Raw genomic sequence first — 16,433 nt, 5'->3', positions numbered from 1 at the left:
GACCTGGCGCGCCGTCAATAGGGCGCGACGATCGTCCCCGTCTGGCCGGCAACACCGCCAGCACCCTGCCCTGTCGCCCTGTTGGCGTCGCTGACGCCCTGTGCAGTCTGGCCCGCCGCGGCAGCCGCCGCTGCAGCCGGATCTCCGCTTCCTCCGTCCGCGCCGGCTCCGGCCGCCGCCGCGCTGCCGCCGCCACCGATCCCGCGCACGGAGGCATAGCGGATACCGCCGGGGCCAAGGACCTGGACGCAGCGCGTCAAGCAGTTCCAGGCGCGCTCCGTGATGACGTCGGCACCCGGCGAGATGATCGAGACATGGCGATCGTCTTCCGGCATGACCACGACCGGAGAATTGAACAGGACGGAATTGTCGGCACCCAGGATCATCATGTTGGTCTCGCCCGGCACCTTGCCGAAGACCACGATCTGGCCGGACCCTTCAAGCGTGACATCGATGACGCTGGGATCGCCGATCACGATGCTGCTGACGCCGGAGCCGAAGGACATGATCTGCGCCTTGCGCCAGGTGACCTGTACGGCATCTTCCGCCAGTGCCGATGAAACGGGTGCGCCAAGCACCGTCAATGACAGCGATGCATAAGTGGCCAAGACGATCGCGCGCATGGTGATCCCCGATCCATTGTCCGCACAAGCATTGTCCGCACAGGCCCGATCCGCTGAGCCTCGATCAAGTTGGCATCTTATCTCCAATCTTCTTAACGCTCAATTAAATTTCCTATGTAATACTATGATTTAGCTTGGATTTGTGCGAAACTGCGTGAAAGCGAAGAGCTTGCGGGGAACTCGTATGATGCAATTGAAAGCCGCCTCGGCGAAGCCGCTGCGGATTTGCGGCCGGCATTCGGCAATGTTGACCGCAACGTTAACCATTGTCGTCGGATTGGCCGGCGGCCTGGCAGCGTGCTCAGGCCTTCCCGGAACCGCCAGCGGCACCCCCGCCGAGACAGCCGCAAAAGCCGGTACGGCGGCGCAGCTGGACCCGCAGATAAAACTGGCGGCGTTGCGTGCCGAATCCCAGAACAACTATCTTGAGGCGGCCCAGCATTACCAATCCCTGCTGACGCGGGATCCCGAAAACCTCGACCTTGCCGTTTCCCTGGCGCGCAATCTGCGATTTGCCGGCAGTTCGCCTCAGGACATCGACATCTTGAACCAGCTGATTTTAAAACATGGCCGGTCGCCGAAATTGCTGACCGAACTGGGAAAGTCCTATATCGCCGGCGACAAGATGAACCTCGCCATCCCTTTGCTTCAGGAGGCGGCCGCGGTTCCCGGCGCCACGTGGGATACGTTCTCGGCACTGGGCGTCGCCTATGACTATCAGAACGATTTTCTCCGCGCGCGCGAGGCCTACACGCAGGCTCTCCTGCTCTCGCCGAGCAACCCTGAAATCCTCAACAATCTCGCGCTATCGCAAGCCCAGTCGGGCGATCTCGAAGGCGCTATCCAGACATTGGACATGGCCGTCGATCAGGCCAGCGCTTCACCCCAGGTGCGCCAGAATCTGGCGCTGATGCTGGCACTCAAGGGCGACACGGCCGGTGCGGAGCGCATGGCACGCAAGGATCTGCCGAAGGAACTGGCCGACGAAAACGCCGAGTATTATCGCTATCTCGCCAGCGGCGACTGATAGGCGCGATCGACCGGCTTCTATTTGAAAGTCGACGTCACCTTGATGACGATCGGCACGATGATGACGATGAACAAGACCGGCAGGAAGAACATGATCATTGGCACCGTCAGTTTTGCTGGCAGCGCCGCCGCCTTCTTCTCCGCCGCCATCATGCGTTCCTCGCGATTCTCCTGCGCGATGGTGCGCAGGCCCACGGCAATGGGCGTACCATACTTCTCCGCCTGAACCAGTGTCGTCGACAGCGATTTGAAATTCCGCATGCCCGTCCGCGTGGCCAGGTTCTCAAATGCCAGGCGTCGGTCACCCAGGAACGCGAGCTCGGCGGCCGTGATCCCGATTTCCTCCGCCAGCTCCGGTGCCGATTCAGCCATCTCTTCGGTGACCTTCTGGAACGCCGCCTCGATCGACATGCCCGCTTCGACGCAGATCACCATCAGGTCGAGCGTATCCGGAAAGGCACGGCGCAGCGCCGCCTGCCGCTTCTGGATCGAATTCCGCAGCCACAGATTTGGAAAGATATAGCCGAAGGCCGCGGCGGCGATGGCGATGGCCATATGCAGCTCCGTCGAACTCTTGGGCATTGCGAACGAGACATAGATGTAGCCGCCAACCAAAAGCATGATCGGCGCCGCGATGCGCGCGAAGATGAAACGAACCGGTGTCGACGGATGGCGCCAGCCCGCCTGCTGCAGTCTCAACCGCAGATCCTTGGCCTGAAGTAGATTCTCCATCTTGAAAAGGTTGATGATGACCCGCATCCAGCCTTCATGGCGTGCCGGCATCAGGCGCTTGCGCTGCTGGAACTGCTCCTGCTGCCTGATGCGAAGCTCCTCGCGCCTCACCGCGACCGATTTCAGGCGGTCGTTGAAGCTATCCCTCGTGATAAAGGGCAGAGCTACCGCCATCACCGATGCGAAGGCCGCAACGAAAGAAATCACAATGATGAGAGAGGGAAGATTAAGTCCCCATTCGATCTCCTGCATAGCGGCCTCAGATATCGAAATGGATCATCTGGCGCATCACCAGAGACCCGATGATCATCATGACGATGCCTATCCCGATCCAAAGATTGCCGGTCGAAGTCGTAAAAAGCAGGCTGATGATATGTGGCTGCAACACCGCCAGGGCGCCGCTGAGGATGAATGGCAGCGAACCGATGATGGCGGCCGAGGCCTTGGCTTCGCTCGACATCGCCGTCACCTTGTCGCGCATGCGTTTGCGCGAGCGCAGCACGTCGGAAAGCTTGGCCAGGGTCTCCGCCAGATTGCCGCCTGTCGATTGCTGGGTGATCAGAACGATCGTGAAGAAGCGTACTTCCGGGGTCGGCACGCGGTCGGACATGCGCTGCAGCACCTCCGCCATGGTCATGCCGAGCTTGATTCCTTCGTTGACCAACGTGAATTCGGGTCCGATCGGTGACGGCATTTCGCGGGCCACGATGTTCAAGCATTCGCCAACCGTAAGGCCGGAACGCACACCGCGCACGATGATGTCGATGGCATCGGCGAAATAGGCAGTGAACTTGTTCTTGCGCCGTTTCTTCAGGAAGTTCAGCACCAGTTTTGGCACCCCGAACATGCCGATCGGCAAGGCGACCAACCACAATATGGGCGGCGCGCCAAACAACCATGTAAGGAACACCAGGAAGAGACCGCTGCCGGCGGACATCATCATGAAGCGCTGCGGCGACATGGTAAGACCGGCATGGACAAGCGCCTCGCGCAGGCGTGCGCCGCGCCGCCGCTGGCTCAGTTCCTCGGCCTCCTTCAGCTTGGTGGCCACTTGTTTTTTGCGTCCGGCAAGCTGCTGGTCCTTGCTGCTCTTCGCCTCGCTGGTCGCATGCGATCCCGTGCCAATCACGGCGGCAATGCGTTTTTCCACGCGCACCCGGGGGGCGCGGACGACGGCAACGACGGCGACGACGATCAGGGTGACGGCGACGCCGGCCGCCAATGCAAGCAACAGGATCTGCGGCAGCATGCCGGCCATCTGGCTAGACACTGCTTTCCTCCATCACGTCCGCCAGTTCGCGTTCTTTGCCGAAATAGCGCACGCGCTCGTAAAAAGCCGGCCGCAAACCGGTGGAACGATGGCGCCCGATGATCCTCCCTTGCGCATCCTCACCCTGGATCTCGTAGATGAAAAGATCCTGCAAGGTCACCACGTCGCCTTCCATGCCCACGATCTCGCTGACATGGGTGATCTTGCGCGAACCGTCGCGCAGGCGCGACGCCTGAACGATGACATTGACGGCACCCGCGATCTGCTCGCGCACCGTCTTGGCCGGCAGGGTATAGCCGCCCATCGCAATCATGTTCTCGATACGCGAGATGCACTCTCGCGGATTGTTGGCGTGGATGGTACCCATCGACCCGTCATGGCCGGTGTTCATGGCCTGCAGCAGATCGAAAGCCTCGGGTCCGCGAACTTCGCCGACGATAATGCGCTCAGGGCGCATACGCAGGCAGTTGCGCACCAGGTCCCGCATGGTGACCTGGCCGACACCTTCAAGGTTCGGCGGCCTGGTTTCCAGGCGCACGACATGCGGCTGCTGCAGCTGAAGCTCGGCGGCATCTTCGCAGGTGATGATGCGCTCGTTGCGATCGATATAGTTGGTAAGGCAGTTCAGCAACGTCGTCTTGCCCGAACCGGTGCCGCCCGAGATGATTACGTTGAGCCGGCAATGACCGATAATCTCCAACAGCCTGCCGCCGGCCGGCGTGATGGTGCCGAACTTCACGAGCTTGTCGAGAGTCAGCCGGTCGCGCTTGAATTTCCGGATGGTGAGAGCCGGACCGTCGATGGCCAGCGGCGGCGCGATGACGTTCACGCGCGAGCCGTCTTGCAGACGGGCGTCGCAGATCGGGCTCGATTCGTCGACGCGGCGTCCAACCGCCTGCACGATGCGCTGACAGATATTCATCAGCTGCTGATTGTCGCGAAATTTGACATCGGTCAGTTGGATGATGCCGTTGGTTTCGATGTAGACCTTGTCATGGCCATTGACCATGATGTCGGCGATGTCGTCGCGCGCCAGCAGCGGTTCCAGCGGGCCTAGCCCGAGGATATCGTTGCAGATATCCGTGATCAGCGTCTGCTGCTCGACAGCCGAGAGCATCAGATTGCGCATGTTGATGATTTCGCCGACGATCTCACTGATCGCCTCGCGCACCGATTTGTGATCGAGCTTGGCAAATTCACCGAGATCGACGGTCGCCATCAGGTCATTGAAGACGCTGACTTTGACTTCGCTCAGCCGATTATCCATCTCGGCCGAGCGCGTGGTCGGCGCCATGTTGACGGCGCCGGCGGCCGGCGCCGACGTTGCGACGGGCAGGGCGGACGGTTTTTCGGCAGAGTCGAGCCGCGGCGAAGATTTGTCGCCCGACACTCCGATTGGCGTATTGCGCTTGCCGAACATGCCAGCTTCCCGGCCCAAAAAGTTACGTCAATATCGTCGCCGGCTCACTTCTGTTTTGCCGGCCGCTTCAGCCAACTCAAAAACTTCGGTGCCGACTGCGGCTGGGCGAGACCGCTCTTCCGACCGCCGAGTTGCTGCGCCAGATGCCGCAGCTGCTCATTGAGCTTGTGCGCCTTGGCACCCTCGCCCACCATCTGGCCGTTATTGGCAAGCTGCGCAAAGAGCGTCGGGTCGAAGCCCACGGTCAGGACAGGCGGCATTCCTAAAGTATCCTGGAAGTCCTTGCCCGACAATTGGTTCCGCTTGGCCACGTCGGCCTTGTTCAGGATGAAGCGATTGAGGGAATTGCCCCGTCGCCCTTTGAGCCAATCGAACAGCATCTTGGCATCGCGCAGGTTGGCCAGGTCGGGATTGGCCACCACGACGGTCTCGTCCGAAAGCAGCAGCACGCTGCTCACCCAACTGCTCCAATGGCGCGGCAAGTCGATGATGACGTATTGTGCCATGGACCGGCAGATGTCGATCAGGCGCTCCACCGCTTCCGGCGAAGGCTCGGACATATCCTTGAGCGAGCCGGCGGTGGACAGGATCGAGAAATGCGGGCTGTGTTCGGTAAGAAAGCGCTCGATCAGGACCGCGTCGATGCGATCGGCATCAACCAGGGCATCGGCAATCGCCTGCTTCGGGTCGAGGTTCAAGGCCAGCGCCATCGTGCCGAAATTGAAGTCGAGATCTATGCCGATGATTTCTTCCTGCGTCGCCTGAGCCATCGTCCAAGCGGCATTCACCGCCAGTGTCGAGCTGCCGACGCCGCCACGACTGCCGATGAACGAGATCACCTTCCCCTTGGGCGTGGCGCTGGCGTCCTTGACGCAGCTTGTGATCGCGGCGGCGATATCCGCGGTCGTTACTGGCCCGACCAGATATTCGCTCACACCCTGATTGATAAGCTGGCGGTAGGCCTGAACATCGTTGACGGTGCCGATGACAATGACCTTGCGCCCTGGCTCAACCACTTCAGCCAAGGCTTCCAGGCCTTTATGGATGTCCTCGGAGCTGCCGTTTTCCTCAACGAGGATGAATTGCGGGCTGGGATTGTCGACATAGTGCTTTGCCGCGCGCGACATGCCGCCGAAATGGATCGTAAGTTTCGACTTGGCGAACTCACGCTCGGCGGTCAGTCCCTGCAGTGCCGCTTCGGTATCCTTGGTTTGCGGAAACGCCTCGATGCTGAAGCGGTGAATCACTTAGAGGCCTCCGGTGGTCGTCAACGGCGAAATGGCCGGCGATTCTCCGGCTGCACCAACCTTCGCCCCGACAATATATTTGCCGACCACATTGTCCGCACGGGCGGCAAGCCGACCACTCGGCGCCGCGGCATCGACCAGATCTCGCGGATTGACCACCATGGCGGCGATGTTGCGCTGCGTAGCGCAGCCGAAATTATAGGTGTTTTCGTTCAGTGGCGTGAATTCCGGACGATCTTTCCAAATGCCGCATTCATCGGCAAGGGCTACGTAGATCGGAAACTCCATGACGGCGCGACCGTATTTCGCGGCCTCCGGTTCAGTCGCATAGGAAAGCTCGATGGCTTCGGCTGGGACGCCGTGCGCGGTCAGTATCTGGGTGACATCGGCGGCGAAGGCCTGAGCCAGCGGATCGGCGGTCGACGCCGCGCCGACGCGGATCGTGATCCCGCCAGCGGCCTTGTTCCCGAAGTCGCGCGAAAACTCGCCCACTGCCGGCATGTCGGCGGCATTGACGCGGCCGCCCGGTCCCGGCTCCAGAATCAGCAAGGCAGTGCGGGTCTCGACCTTAACCGGATGCTTAAGGCTGTAATCATAGTCCGACATATTTCCCTCACACGCGGCAAGGCTGGTGCCGGCGAGGCCAAGACACAAGATGGCAGCAAACAGATTTCGCGACATTGGACTGCCTCTCCCTAGCGAATGATGTATCCAACAGGCCCCTGCAGCTGCGGAACCTGTTCTTTGGCGGCACCATGCCGGTTTGTATAAATGTTCTGCAGCCGGCCGAGGAGATAAAGATCGAGATCGCCGGCTGGCGCAAAGCCATCGGTGGGCAATGACAGCACATTGGGATCGGTCGGCTGAACGATAAAGGCGCGGGCGACGATCACCAACTCTGTTTCCTGCTGCTGGAACGATGTCGATCGGAACAAAGTCCCCAGGATGGGAATGTTCATCAGCCCCGGGACGCCGCGCAGCGCGTCGGTGATTTCATTGTTGAGCAGGCCGGCCATCATGATGCTGCCGCCGCTCGGCAGCTCCACAGTGGACGTTGCCCGGCGCACGATGAAGCTGGGCAGCACGATATCGCCGATGGAAACGGATTCCGTGAAGTTGGCGGCACTTACCTCGGTCGCGATCTTGAGGCTGATACGGCCCCGGTCGAGAACGATCGGCAGGAAGGTGAGCGAGACGCCAAAAGGCTTGAAGGTGACAGTGATGACACCGTCATCGGTCGCCGTCGGGATCGGCACTTCGCCGCCGGCCAGCATGGTTGCGTACTCGCCCGACACGGCCACCAGGTTGGGCTCCGCCAGGTTGTTTGCCAGGCCATGCTGCTCGAGGATCTTCACCGTGGAATCAATGGCTCCTGGCCCGTCGATGAAGAGTGCGCCGGCTGGCGTTCCAGTTATGGCACTGCCCGTCACGAGATCGGAGAAAATGCCGCCGGCGACGCTCGCGGAAGCACCACCGGTAACACCGGAAATCACCAGGTCACCGATCGTCGTCGGGCTGATCAAATTTTCCAATCCGAGTTCCTTGAGGGCTGATTTCTGCACCTCGGCGACCGACACTTTGATGAGAACCTGCTGCTCGGCGCCGAGCCGCATCATATTGATGATCTGCGGATCGCTCGTCACAAACCGGCGGGCAATACTGGTAGCCTGGCGCGAGTTCAGGTCCGAACCGACCGTGCCGTTGAGAACCAGCGAGTCACCGGCCCCGGAAACCGTAATGCGGTCGTTGGGCAAGGCCGCCCGGATCGCGGCTTCGGCCGCTTTCGCATCCGGCTGAACCGAGATCTGGAAATTGTCGATCATCTTCCCGCCGGCATCGAGCAGGAACAGGTTCGTCGAACCAACCACCTTGCCGGCGACGAACAGCTTCGTCGGCGAGCGGATAATGACGTCGGCGATATCGGGGTTGCCGACAATGATGTCGCGCACGGGCTGCGACAGGTTTACTTCACGCGTATTGTTGACGGACAATTCGATCCGCTTGTCGAGCGGCACGATTTCGGTTGCCTGGCCCGTCGGCTGTGGAATCTCGGTCGGCAAGCCTTGCGCCGCGGCCTCCCGTGCGGCGGCGACCGCCAGACACAGGCACAATGCCGACGCGGCGAGACTGACTCGCGCTGCCATGGACCGTAACGAACATCCCTGTTTCATTTTCGCCCGATCGTCACACCTGGCCGTCACTGGCCAAGACTTTCCACAGTTACGGCACCGCCGCGGTTTATCCGGATTGTTTGCGCCACAGGACTGTTGCTGGGGGCCGGCTCATCCTCGGCCGTCGGCATTTGGAACAACTCATTGTCAAGCCCACCGCGCATCAGATCGTCGAGGAGCTTGCTGGTATTGCGGTCCGTGACGAAGATCGGCGCCTTGGCATCTGCATCGGCAGCCTCATCGTTACGCGCCCAGCTGCGCAATGTCAGGACGATCTGGCCGAGTTGCGAGGCGACCAGTATCTTCTGCGCCTGCTCCGATGTGACTTCCATCGTCACCGTCTGTGCGTTCATGCCCGGCCCGGCACCTTCGGGGCGCGCCAGGCTTTGATTGACGGCAATGACCTTGATGTCGCGCATGACGGCTTCGACGGCGACTTGGCTCAGCAGATCGCGGCCGACATCCTCGGGCACGCCGGCAAATTCGCGAACATTGGTGACCAGGAAGATATCGACATGGTCGTTGGGCAGGATGAGGCCCGCCGCACCCGTGCGCGGCGATACGTCGATCGTGACGGTGCGCATGCCCGGGGCAAGCACCGCCGAGGTGACGCCAGCGTCGCCCCGCTTGATGATGGCCGAAGCCGTTATCGGCTCGCCGGCCATGATCGATCGGCGTGCCATGGTATCGCGATAGCCGGCAAGCGGATCTTCACCGGCAGCGCTCTTGATGACGAAGCGCTCGCCGATGGCACCCTTGGGCCATTTCTCCCAGCGGAAATCGGTATCGACGAAGACTTCGCCCGGTGAAACGTCGCGCGCGGCGACCAGGACCTCCTCGACACCGGCGATGGCCGCTTCCTGCGCAATCTGCGCGGGTTGCTGCTGCTGGACCGAGGCCAGAAAGCGCGTAGCCAGGAACGCCGTCAGGACGGCCGCTCCGAGCGCCACGACGATCAGAATAATCACCAATGGCCGCATTTGGCCCCTCTTTCCCAGCCTAAAGACGCTCCCAAGGCCAGAACGATCCACGCGGGCGATTAATTTCGCCGCACATGATCCCCGTAAACCATTATTACCAATTTTTGGTTAAGATGCCAGCCGTTTTGCCCGAATATCTGTACCTCGTCGGGGGGATTCAGCTCTTTGAGTCAAAAAGTTGCAGGGCTTTCTGGAGAATTAACAGGAGCGCGAAGAAGCAATCGGTGCGAGACAGACGGAAAATGGTTAATACCGGCTCAGCTCCCGTACAATGCCATCAATTGCTGCCCCAGCTGACCGCGCCGGAGCCAGAAATCGAGTCCGGCCAAAGCGATAGCCACCCCGTACGGCAGATGCTGCTTTCCATTCAGCAACCCGTAGGCCACCCCAAGGCGACCTATCAGGAGCACGACCAAGCCAAGGATGCCCCCGAAAACAGTCGTCAGGATGAGGAACCGAGCAAGATCAAGGTTGAGACCGGTCCAGAGAGCCAGGCTACCCAACCATTTTGCATCGCCTCCGCCCATCAGATTGAAGCGGAAGGCCAATATGCCGATACCCATCATGATTGCGCCGGCCAGGAGATGCAGGGCCATGCCTGGCCAAAGGACTGTCGTCAGCAAGAGCCAGGGTAGGGCCAGCGCGGCCGTGGCAGCCGTCAGCCAGTTGGGCAGTCGAAAGGTTGCAATATCGAGGACCGCCCCGGCGATGAGCAGCCCCAGCAACAGAATTTCACATGTGGCGATCGCAACGAGCATGATCAGGAATTCGCGGCAGGCTGCAATTGGACGGATCGACTATACTTAAACCGTTATACTGGGATCGTTCGCAAACCGCGCTGTCTTGAGAAGGACCGCGGTATCGCAGCTGGGCGCAAAAACAAACGCGCTGGCCCTTTGGGGACCAGCGCGTTGTCTGAACTAGGCAATCGAACGGCGAGGTTTAGGAGCCGCTGTTCTCGGCCTTGTCGGCGGCGTTTTCCATCTGCGTGCCGATGACCTGGAACATACGGTTCAAACCGTTACCAGCCATCTGGGCGCCGACGAAGATCGCCAGGGCAACGAAAGCGGCGATGAGGCCATATTCGATGGCCGTCGCGCCGGATTCCGACTTAAGAAGATTGCGAACCTTGATCATGAGCTCATCTCCAACTTTTAGAGTCCGTTGCAACCACGACCGCGACTTTGTCGCCACGATCATTAATTTTCTTGGTGCTTCACACCGCGGCTAACCAAGACGCGAGCACTAATTATCATCATCCAATGCGACTCATAACTTCGCAAGCCGTTCGAAGATAGGCGTCCTACAATATTGTGTGCGTAACGGGTTAGTTCCGTAGCTTTTTGACTTCTTCCCTACCTACACCGTGACGCGGCAACCTTTTATTAATCATTACCGTCCGGAATTGCAGCCGCTCATTTGGGGAATCTTCCTGCCGATGCCATCAACCCACAATCGCCTGCGTCTGGGCGCCGACATAGCCGTCGTTGCCGCCGCCACCATCGTCCTTCACGTGGCGCTCGCCGAGCAGAGCGGCATCATTGCCAGTGGCGGATTGCGCGACACGGACGCCTATATGCGTCTCATCCGCGTCGAAGAACTCTGGCAGAGCGGCGATTGGTATCAGACCATCACATCCAGCCTGGGCGCGCCGGACGGACTGTCGCTTCATTGGACCCGTCCGCTCGATATCTTGATTCTGGCGCCCGCCATGGTTCTCAATCTGGCCGGTATGGCGATAGACCGCGCGATCTATTGGTCCGGCGTCGCGATATCGCCCATCATGCAGTTCCTCGCTTGCCTTGCCGCTGCCTCCGCAGCCAGACCGCTGTGGGAAAGGCACGGCGCCTGGCGCGTCGCCGCGCTGATGATGCTCTTCAACGGTGCCGCGGTGACCTATTCCGTGGCAGGGCGGCCCGACCATCACAGCCTCGTTCTACTCCTTACCGTACTTGCCATCGGCCAGACCATTGCCGCGACACTGGATCCATGGAACACGAGGCGCGCTTTTCGCGCCGGTGCCTGGGCTGCCGCCGCGATCTGGGTCAGTCCCGAAGCCATGGTTGGTGCGGCGCCGATCCTGGTGACGTTCGGCCTGCTCTGGCTGCTGGCGAAACCCGGCCCGGAAGGCCGGCAATGGCTCGTCGTCGGCCGATATTTCTGCCTTGGCATGGCAGCCATAACTCTATTGGCCATCACGATCGAGCAACCTCCGGAAAACTGGCTGAAAGCGGAGTACGACAAAGTCTCGATCCTGCACCTGCTCATCGCCTTGACGGTATGCCTCGACTTCCGGATTGCCGAAGCGATCGCATGGACCGGCTGGCGGCGCGTCATCGGCGCTGGCGGCGTTGCAATCCTGTCCGGCGCGGCACTGGCGCTGATTTTCCCGGGCTTCTACCTGGGCCCGCTCGGCGGTGTCACCGATCAGACGGTCCGGATCTTTCTGGATGACGTGAAGGAGATGAGCCCGCTCTGGCCTCTCAACCGCGAGGTGACGGACCAGTTCTTCGGCATCATCGGAAATTCGCTGGCGGCCCTGCCGGTCATCCCCTATTGCCTGTGGCAGTGGCGTGGCAGGGCGACCTATCCTGCCGCAGTCTTGCTCACTCTCACCTATCTGACGGCGCTTCTCGGTGCCTTGCTGCACCAAAGGCTTGCCGTGCCGCTCGCCGCCAGTGGCGCTGTCCTGGGATGCGGCCTCTTCGTCATGCTGGTCGATCTCGCCGCCCATCGCACGCTGGCGATGAAGGCCGTAGCACGTCTGATGGCGGCCTTCATCGTCGTCTTCGGCGGGCAATTGTGGCTGCTGATGAATGCAGGCGAGGAATCCGCCAAGACGAAAGCCAAGACGACAGACGCATGCGAACCCAAACCGGTCGCAGACTGGCTCAATGACACGAATCCTGGCGGCGGCGCGCCAAGAATGCCGGGAGTTCCGAGGCAGACACCGATCTTCATCACGGAATCGATAAACTATACGCCCGACCTGGCTTATCGGACCGGCTACCGCTTCGTCGGCGGCCCCTATCATCGCGGCATCGATGACATCGCCGATATGTATTACGTGGCAACCGGCGTCGACGACGACGCCGTGCAAGCAATTCTGGCGCGGCGGCAGGCTGACTACCTGCTCATCTGCATCATCGAAGTGCCCAAGGTGATCGGTGAATCCGCGCCGGATTCGTTGTATCATCGCCTCTTGAGGGGAGATGCCCCGGACTGGCTACAGCCGCTGCCTATGTCAGCGGAGGCCAGCCGCGAGTTTCGCCTGTTTGCGATAAAGCGCTAGAAAACCCAAGGCATTTTGACCTAGGAACGGCCAACTTTTAAGGGTACAACTGATACCCAAGGTTTTTAATGGTCGTTCTGGTGGTGACATGTCGGAAGATGAAGGCAAGATGCCGCGCGACAAAGACCTTATCCTTGTGGTCGACGATTCACCGACCAACCTTGCCATCATGAACGTCGTGCTGCGCGACGCTTATCAGGTCGTCACGGCCAATAACGGCGCCGACGCGCTCGATCTGGCGGCATCCGAGGAACCGGACCTCATCATCCTCGACATCATGATGCCGGGCATGGACGGCTATGAGATTTGCGATCGGCTGAAAGCCAATCCATATACGCGCGACATACCGGTCATGTTCGTGACCGCGATGGATCAGGAGCGCCAGGAAGCAAAAGGTCTGGCTCTCGGCGCCGTCGACTATATTGCCAAGCCAGTCAGCCCGCCCATCGTCATGGCGCGCGTGCGCAACCAGCTGGAGTTGAAGCGTCAACGCGATTTCCTGCGCCGCCTCTCCGCCATCGACGGCCTCACCGGCGTCGCGAACCGCCGCGCGTTCGAAGAGGATTTCGACCGCGAATGGCGCCGCGCCATCCGTCTCAAGACCAGCATCTGCGTCTTCCTGACCGATATCGACAATTTCAAAGCCTATAACGACGCCTATGGCTATCTGGCCGGCGACGATTGTCTGCGTATCCTGGCGCAGGCCATGTCGAAAGCCATGCTGCGCCCGGGCGACTTGCTGGCTCGCTATAGCGGCGAGGAATTCGTCGGCCTGATGCCCGATACCGACTCAAGCGGCGCCGCCATCGTCGGTGAAAGACTGCTCAATGCGACGCGAGCGCTCTCTTTGCCACACGCGCATTCGGCTACTGCGTCTATCGTCACGGTTTCGATCGGGGTAGCCGTCTGCCATCCCGGTCCCACCAGCGATCGCGCCGGACTGTTCAAGCTCGCCGGTGACGCGCTCTATGCCGCCAAGAAAGGCGGTCGCAACCAGTTGCGCGTTTTCGAGATGCCGGCCCCAGTATCCGCGATCTAGGAAAATCGCAATCCAGGGCCACTGCGACCTAGCGAGCCGCCGTTGCAGCAGGCCAGGCCGGCGCCGGAACAGGCGGGTTGCCGGCCAGCCAGTCACGCACGATTTCGGCCTCCGCCGCCAGCACGACGCCATGCGGCCAGACGATATGGAAGGCGAGCCCCGTGACCCATGCCCGCTCGATCGGATGCGTGAGGAGTCCGCGCACAACCAGGTGGTCAGTCTGATGCCGCCACCCCAGGGCGATCCCCTGCCCCTCCAAAGCCGCGCCGACGACCAGTGCGTAATCGTTGAGATGCAGCCCGCCTGCATCCGGCGCTGCCGAGACATTCATGGCCCGGAAGTAATCGGCCCAGCTCGGACGCGGCCGGAAAGGTTCGTCGAGATGGATAAGACGCTGCTTCTTCAAATCCGCCACAGCGCCGATCGGCCCGGCACGCTCCAGATAGGCTGGGCTGCAGATCGGAATGATCGCCTCATCGACCATCTTCATCGCATCGTAGCCGAGATAGCGTCCGTCGCCTCGGCGGATCGCCAGCGACACACCCTCGGCACCAAGATCGATATCCTTGTCGGTGGTCTGCAGCCTGAGATCGATGCCGGGATTATCCTGGCGAAACAGCGCCAGGCGCGGCAGCATCCACCAGGAAGCAAAAGCCGTCGAGCAGGATAGCGTGACATGCGTGCCGCTCTGGCTGCGCCGCAGCGTCTCCGTCGAACGGCGAATATGCTCGAGTGCCAGGGTCACGTCCTGATGGTATCGCCGGCCATCCTCGGTCAGCCGGACACGCTGATGCTCGCGCCGGAACAGGGCGATGCCAAGCGCCCTCTCCAACTGCTTCATGCCGTAACTGACCGCGGCCTGGGTCATGTTGAGTTCCCGCGCTGCCTTGGTGAAACTGGCCAAGCGCCCGGCCGCCTCGAAAATAACCAAGGCGTTCAAAGGGGGCAGTTGAGTGCGCAGTAAGTTCATAAGTGAAGTTTATCAACTTCGTTATTTTTTTCCAGGATTACATAACCCTTACAATAACTAGCATAATGCGTTCCGGTTTCCCCGACCCGATAAGGCCCACCGACATGAGCGAGCCCGAAGCCACTCCCGCCCCAGCCACCCGCCAGCGCAATCGCAGCCGAACGCGTCCGGCGATAGCGGCGCCTACTTTTCTCCGCCGTCAAATCCCGACCTACAGCTTCCTGCAACCAGATGGGCTCGACCGGCTTCATGCGCAGGCCGAACAGATCCTGGCTGAGATCGGCGTCGAATTTCGCGGTGACGACGAAGCGCTCGATTTGTGGCGCAAGGCCGGCGCCAAGGTCGACGGGGTGCGTGTGCGTTTCGAACCCGGCCACGTGACAGAGATCATCCAGAAGACAACACCCAAAACCTTCATCCAGCATGGCCGCGCCCAACTTGGCAGCGACCGGCAGCATGCGGTGGAAATCGGCGGCGACGCGGTCGTCTTCGCACCCGCTTACGGATCGCCCTTCGTCTATGACCGCGAGAAAGGCCGCCGCTACGGCTCGCTCGAGGATTTCAAGAACTTCGTCAAGATGACCTGGATGTCGCCCTGGCTGCATCATTCCGGCGGCACCATCTGCGAGCCGGTCGACGTGCCGGTGAACAAGCGCCATCTCGACATGGTCTATGCCCATATCAAGCATTCGGCAAAGCCCTTCATGGGGTCGGTGACGGCGCCGGAGCGCACCGAGGATTCGATCGAGATGTGCCGCATCCTGTTCGGCGCCGATTTCGTCGACAAGAACTGCGTCATCCTTGGCAATATCAACACCAACTCCCCGCTGATCTTCGATGGCGTCATGTCGATGGCCCTGCGCGCCTATGCCCGCGCCAATCAGGCGGCGGTGGTGGTGCCCTTCATCCTAGGGGGCGCCATGGGACCGGTGACAACGGCGGGCGCCATCGCCCAGGCCCATGCCGAAGCCATGGTCGGCGTGGCGCTCACGCAGTTGGAGCGGCCTGGCGCGCCGGTCATCTATGGCAATTTCCTGAGCTCGATGTCGCTGCGCTCCGGCGCCCCTACCTTCGGCATGCCGGAGCCAGCCATGGCGTACCTCGCCATCGGTCAGCTGGCGCAGCGCCTCGGCGTTCCCTTGCGCTGCGGCGGGTCGCTCACCGCATCCAAGGTCGCGGATTCGCAGGCAGCGCAGGAAAGTGCGGATTCCCTCTGGCCGGCTTTACTGGGCGGCGCCAACTTCATCCTTCATGCCGCCGGCTGGCTGGAAGGCGGCCTCGTCATGGGCTACGAGAAATTCGTGCTCGATTGCGACCATCTCGGCATGATGCACAAGCTGATGGCCGGCCTCACATTCGACGACAACACCCTCGCAATGGGCGCTTTCCGCGAGGTCGAGCCCGGCAAGCATTTCCTTGGCTGCGCGCACACGATGGCGAACTACACCACCGCCTTCTATGACGCCGACCTCGCCGACAATGATTCCTTCGAGCAATGGCGCGATGCTGGCTCGCGGCCGGCCGATGAGCGCGCCGAAAAGAAATGGCGCGCGCTGCTTGCCAGCCACACCGATCCCGCCCTCGATCCGGCGATCGACGAGGCGCTGCTCGACTTCATGAACCGCAAGAAGCAATCCATGGCCGATGCCTGGTACTGATA

15 protein-coding genes are annotated in these 16,433 nt (G+C 61.0%); 4 read left to right on the top strand and 11 right to left on the bottom strand.

Annotated elements, in window-relative coordinates:
• Nucleotides 1-14: 14 nt before the first annotated feature.
• Nucleotides 15-623, bottom strand: a complete 609-nt coding sequence (locus ACE3TY_RS16895) for a pilus assembly protein N-terminal domain-containing protein (RefSeq protein ID WP_374655088.1) — start codon at nucleotides 621-623, stop codon at nucleotides 15-17.
• A gap of 184 nt (nucleotides 624-807) precedes the next feature.
• On the opposite strand from ACE3TY_RS16895, the gene ACE3TY_RS16890 reads away from it, so the two are divergent.
• Nucleotides 808-1,650, top strand: a complete 843-nt coding sequence (locus ACE3TY_RS16890) for a tetratricopeptide repeat protein (RefSeq protein WP_374655086.1) — start codon at nucleotides 808-810, stop codon at nucleotides 1,648-1,650.
• A gap of 20 nt (nucleotides 1,651-1,670) precedes the next feature.
• On the opposite strand, the gene ACE3TY_RS16885 is transcribed toward ACE3TY_RS16890, so the two are convergent.
• The 9 genes from ACE3TY_RS16885 to ACE3TY_RS16845 form a co-directional block, all read right to left on the bottom strand.
• Complete coding sequence (locus tag ACE3TY_RS16885) at nucleotides 1,671-2,636, bottom strand: type II secretion system F family protein (RefSeq protein ID WP_374655084.1); 966 nt, start codon at nucleotides 2,634-2,636, stop codon at nucleotides 1,671-1,673.
• A 7-nt stretch (nucleotides 2,637-2,643) separates the two neighbouring features.
• Complete coding sequence (locus ACE3TY_RS16880; RefSeq protein WP_374655082.1) at nucleotides 2,644-3,654, bottom strand: type II secretion system F family protein; 1,011 nt, start codon at nucleotides 3,652-3,654, stop codon at nucleotides 2,644-2,646.
• The gene (locus ACE3TY_RS16875; RefSeq protein WP_374655080.1) at nucleotides 3,647-5,074 is read right to left on the bottom strand and encodes a CpaF family protein; all 1,428 of its coding nucleotides are present in this window, start codon (nucleotides 5,072-5,074) and stop codon (nucleotides 3,647-3,649) included. Before ACE3TY_RS16875 ends, ACE3TY_RS16880 begins: the two co-directional genes overlap by 8 nt.
• A gap of 44 nt (nucleotides 5,075-5,118) precedes the next feature.
• Complete coding sequence (locus ACE3TY_RS16870; RefSeq protein WP_374655078.1) at nucleotides 5,119-6,321, bottom strand: AAA family ATPase; 1,203 nt, start codon at nucleotides 6,319-6,321, stop codon at nucleotides 5,119-5,121.
• Nucleotides 6,322-7,002, bottom strand: coding sequence for a CpaD family pilus assembly protein (locus ACE3TY_RS16865; protein WP_374655076.1), 681 nt, complete (start codon nucleotides 7,000-7,002; stop codon nucleotides 6,322-6,324). It abuts the gene before it with no gap.
• A 14-nt stretch (nucleotides 7,003-7,016) separates the two neighbouring features.
• On the bottom strand, nucleotides 7,017-8,465 hold the full coding sequence (locus ACE3TY_RS16860; protein ID WP_374655074.1) for a type II and III secretion system protein family protein: 1,449 nt from the start codon (nucleotides 8,463-8,465) through the stop codon (nucleotides 7,017-7,019).
• 53 nt (nucleotides 8,466-8,518) lie between these two features.
• Complete coding sequence (gene cpaB, locus ACE3TY_RS16855; protein ID WP_374655072.1) at nucleotides 8,519-9,472, bottom strand: Flp pilus assembly protein CpaB; 954 nt, start codon at nucleotides 9,470-9,472, stop codon at nucleotides 8,519-8,521.
• A 257-nt stretch (nucleotides 9,473-9,729) separates the two neighbouring features.
• The gene (locus tag ACE3TY_RS16850) at nucleotides 9,730-10,230 is read right to left on the bottom strand and encodes a prepilin peptidase (RefSeq protein ID WP_374655070.1); all 501 of its coding nucleotides are present in this window, start codon (nucleotides 10,228-10,230) and stop codon (nucleotides 9,730-9,732) included.
• Between the two features lie 184 nt (nucleotides 10,231-10,414).
• Nucleotides 10,415-10,609 (bottom strand): Flp family type IVb pilin, encoded by a 195-nt coding sequence (locus ACE3TY_RS16845; protein ID WP_374655068.1) that lies wholly within the window; start codon nucleotides 10,607-10,609, stop codon nucleotides 10,415-10,417.
• A 301-nt stretch (nucleotides 10,610-10,910) separates the two neighbouring features.
• On the opposite strand from ACE3TY_RS16845, the gene ACE3TY_RS16840 reads away from it, so the two are divergent.
• Together ACE3TY_RS16840 and ACE3TY_RS16835 are read left to right on the top strand one after the other, a co-directional pair.
• A complete protein-coding gene (locus ACE3TY_RS16840; RefSeq protein WP_374655066.1) occupies nucleotides 10,911-12,764 on the top strand; it encodes a hypothetical protein in 1,854 nt (617 codons plus the stop codon).
• Nucleotides 12,765-12,852: 88 nt separating this feature from the next.
• Nucleotides 12,853-13,803: a diguanylate cyclase domain-containing protein gene (locus ACE3TY_RS16835; RefSeq protein WP_374655064.1), complete on the top strand. Its 951-nt coding sequence runs from the start codon at nucleotides 12,853-12,855 to the stop codon at nucleotides 13,801-13,803.
• A 28-nt stretch (nucleotides 13,804-13,831) separates the two neighbouring features.
• On the opposite strand, the gene ACE3TY_RS16830 is transcribed toward ACE3TY_RS16835, so the two are convergent.
• Entirely contained in the window at nucleotides 13,832-14,773 is a 942-nt protein-coding gene (locus ACE3TY_RS16830; protein WP_374655062.1) for a LysR substrate-binding domain-containing protein, read from the bottom strand.
• A gap of 104 nt (nucleotides 14,774-14,877) precedes the next feature.
• Here ACE3TY_RS16830 and ACE3TY_RS16825 point away from each other — a divergent pair, with 104 nt between their 5' ends.
• A complete protein-coding gene (locus ACE3TY_RS16825; protein ID WP_374655060.1) occupies nucleotides 14,878-16,431 on the top strand; it encodes a trimethylamine methyltransferase family protein in 1,554 nt (517 codons plus the stop codon).
• The last annotated feature ends 2 nt before the right edge of the window (nucleotides 16,432-16,433 follow it).

The sequence above is a fragment of the Dongia sp. genome (assembly GCF_041918875.1).
GTDB lineage: Bacteria > Pseudomonadota > Alphaproteobacteria > Dongiales > Dongiaceae > Dongia.
The sequence above is the reverse complement of the archived record's forward strand: the minus strand, read 5'-3'. Positions and strand labels throughout refer to the sequence as shown.

Bases quoted from the DNA above. Each gene is read 5' to 3' on its own strand.
- ACE3TY_RS16895 (WP_374655088.1), bottom strand. From the start codon at position 623: ATGCGCGCGATCGTCTTGGCCACTTATGCATCGCTGTCATTGACGGTG.
- ACE3TY_RS16890 (WP_374655086.1), top strand. From the start codon at position 808: ATGATGCAATTGAAAGCCGCCTCGGCGAAGCCGCTGCGGATTTGCGGC.
- ACE3TY_RS16885 (WP_374655084.1), bottom strand. From the start codon at position 2,636: ATGCAGGAGATCGAATGGGGACTTAATCTTCCCTCTCTCATCATTGTG.
- ACE3TY_RS16875 (WP_374655080.1), bottom strand. From the start codon at position 5,074: ATGTTCGGCAAGCGCAATACGCCAATCGGAGTGTCGGGCGACAAATCT.
- ACE3TY_RS16865 (WP_374655076.1), bottom strand. From the start codon at position 7,002: ATGTCGCGAAATCTGTTTGCTGCCATCTTGTGTCTTGGCCTCGCCGGC.
- ACE3TY_RS16860 (WP_374655074.1), bottom strand. From the start codon at position 8,465: ATGGCAGCGCGAGTCAGTCTCGCCGCGTCGGCATTGTGCCTGTGTCTG.
- cpaB (WP_374655072.1), bottom strand. From the start codon at position 9,472: ATGCGGCCATTGGTGATTATTCTGATCGTCGTGGCGCTCGGAGCGGCC.
- ACE3TY_RS16850 (WP_374655070.1), bottom strand. From the start codon at position 10,230: ATGCTCGTTGCGATCGCCACATGTGAAATTCTGTTGCTGGGGCTGCTC.
- ACE3TY_RS16845 (WP_374655068.1), bottom strand. From the start codon at position 10,609: ATGATCAAGGTTCGCAATCTTCTTAAGTCGGAATCCGGCGCGACGGCC.
- ACE3TY_RS16840 (WP_374655066.1), top strand. From the start codon at position 10,911: ATGCCATCAACCCACAATCGCCTGCGTCTGGGCGCCGACATAGCCGTC.
- ACE3TY_RS16835 (WP_374655064.1), top strand. From the start codon at position 12,853: ATGTCGGAAGATGAAGGCAAGATGCCGCGCGACAAAGACCTTATCCTT.
- ACE3TY_RS16830 (WP_374655062.1), bottom strand. From the start codon at position 14,773: ATGAACTTACTGCGCACTCAACTGCCCCCTTTGAACGCCTTGGTTATT.
- ACE3TY_RS16825 (WP_374655060.1), top strand. From the start codon at position 14,878: ATGAGCGAGCCCGAAGCCACTCCCGCCCCAGCCACCCGCCAGCGCAAT.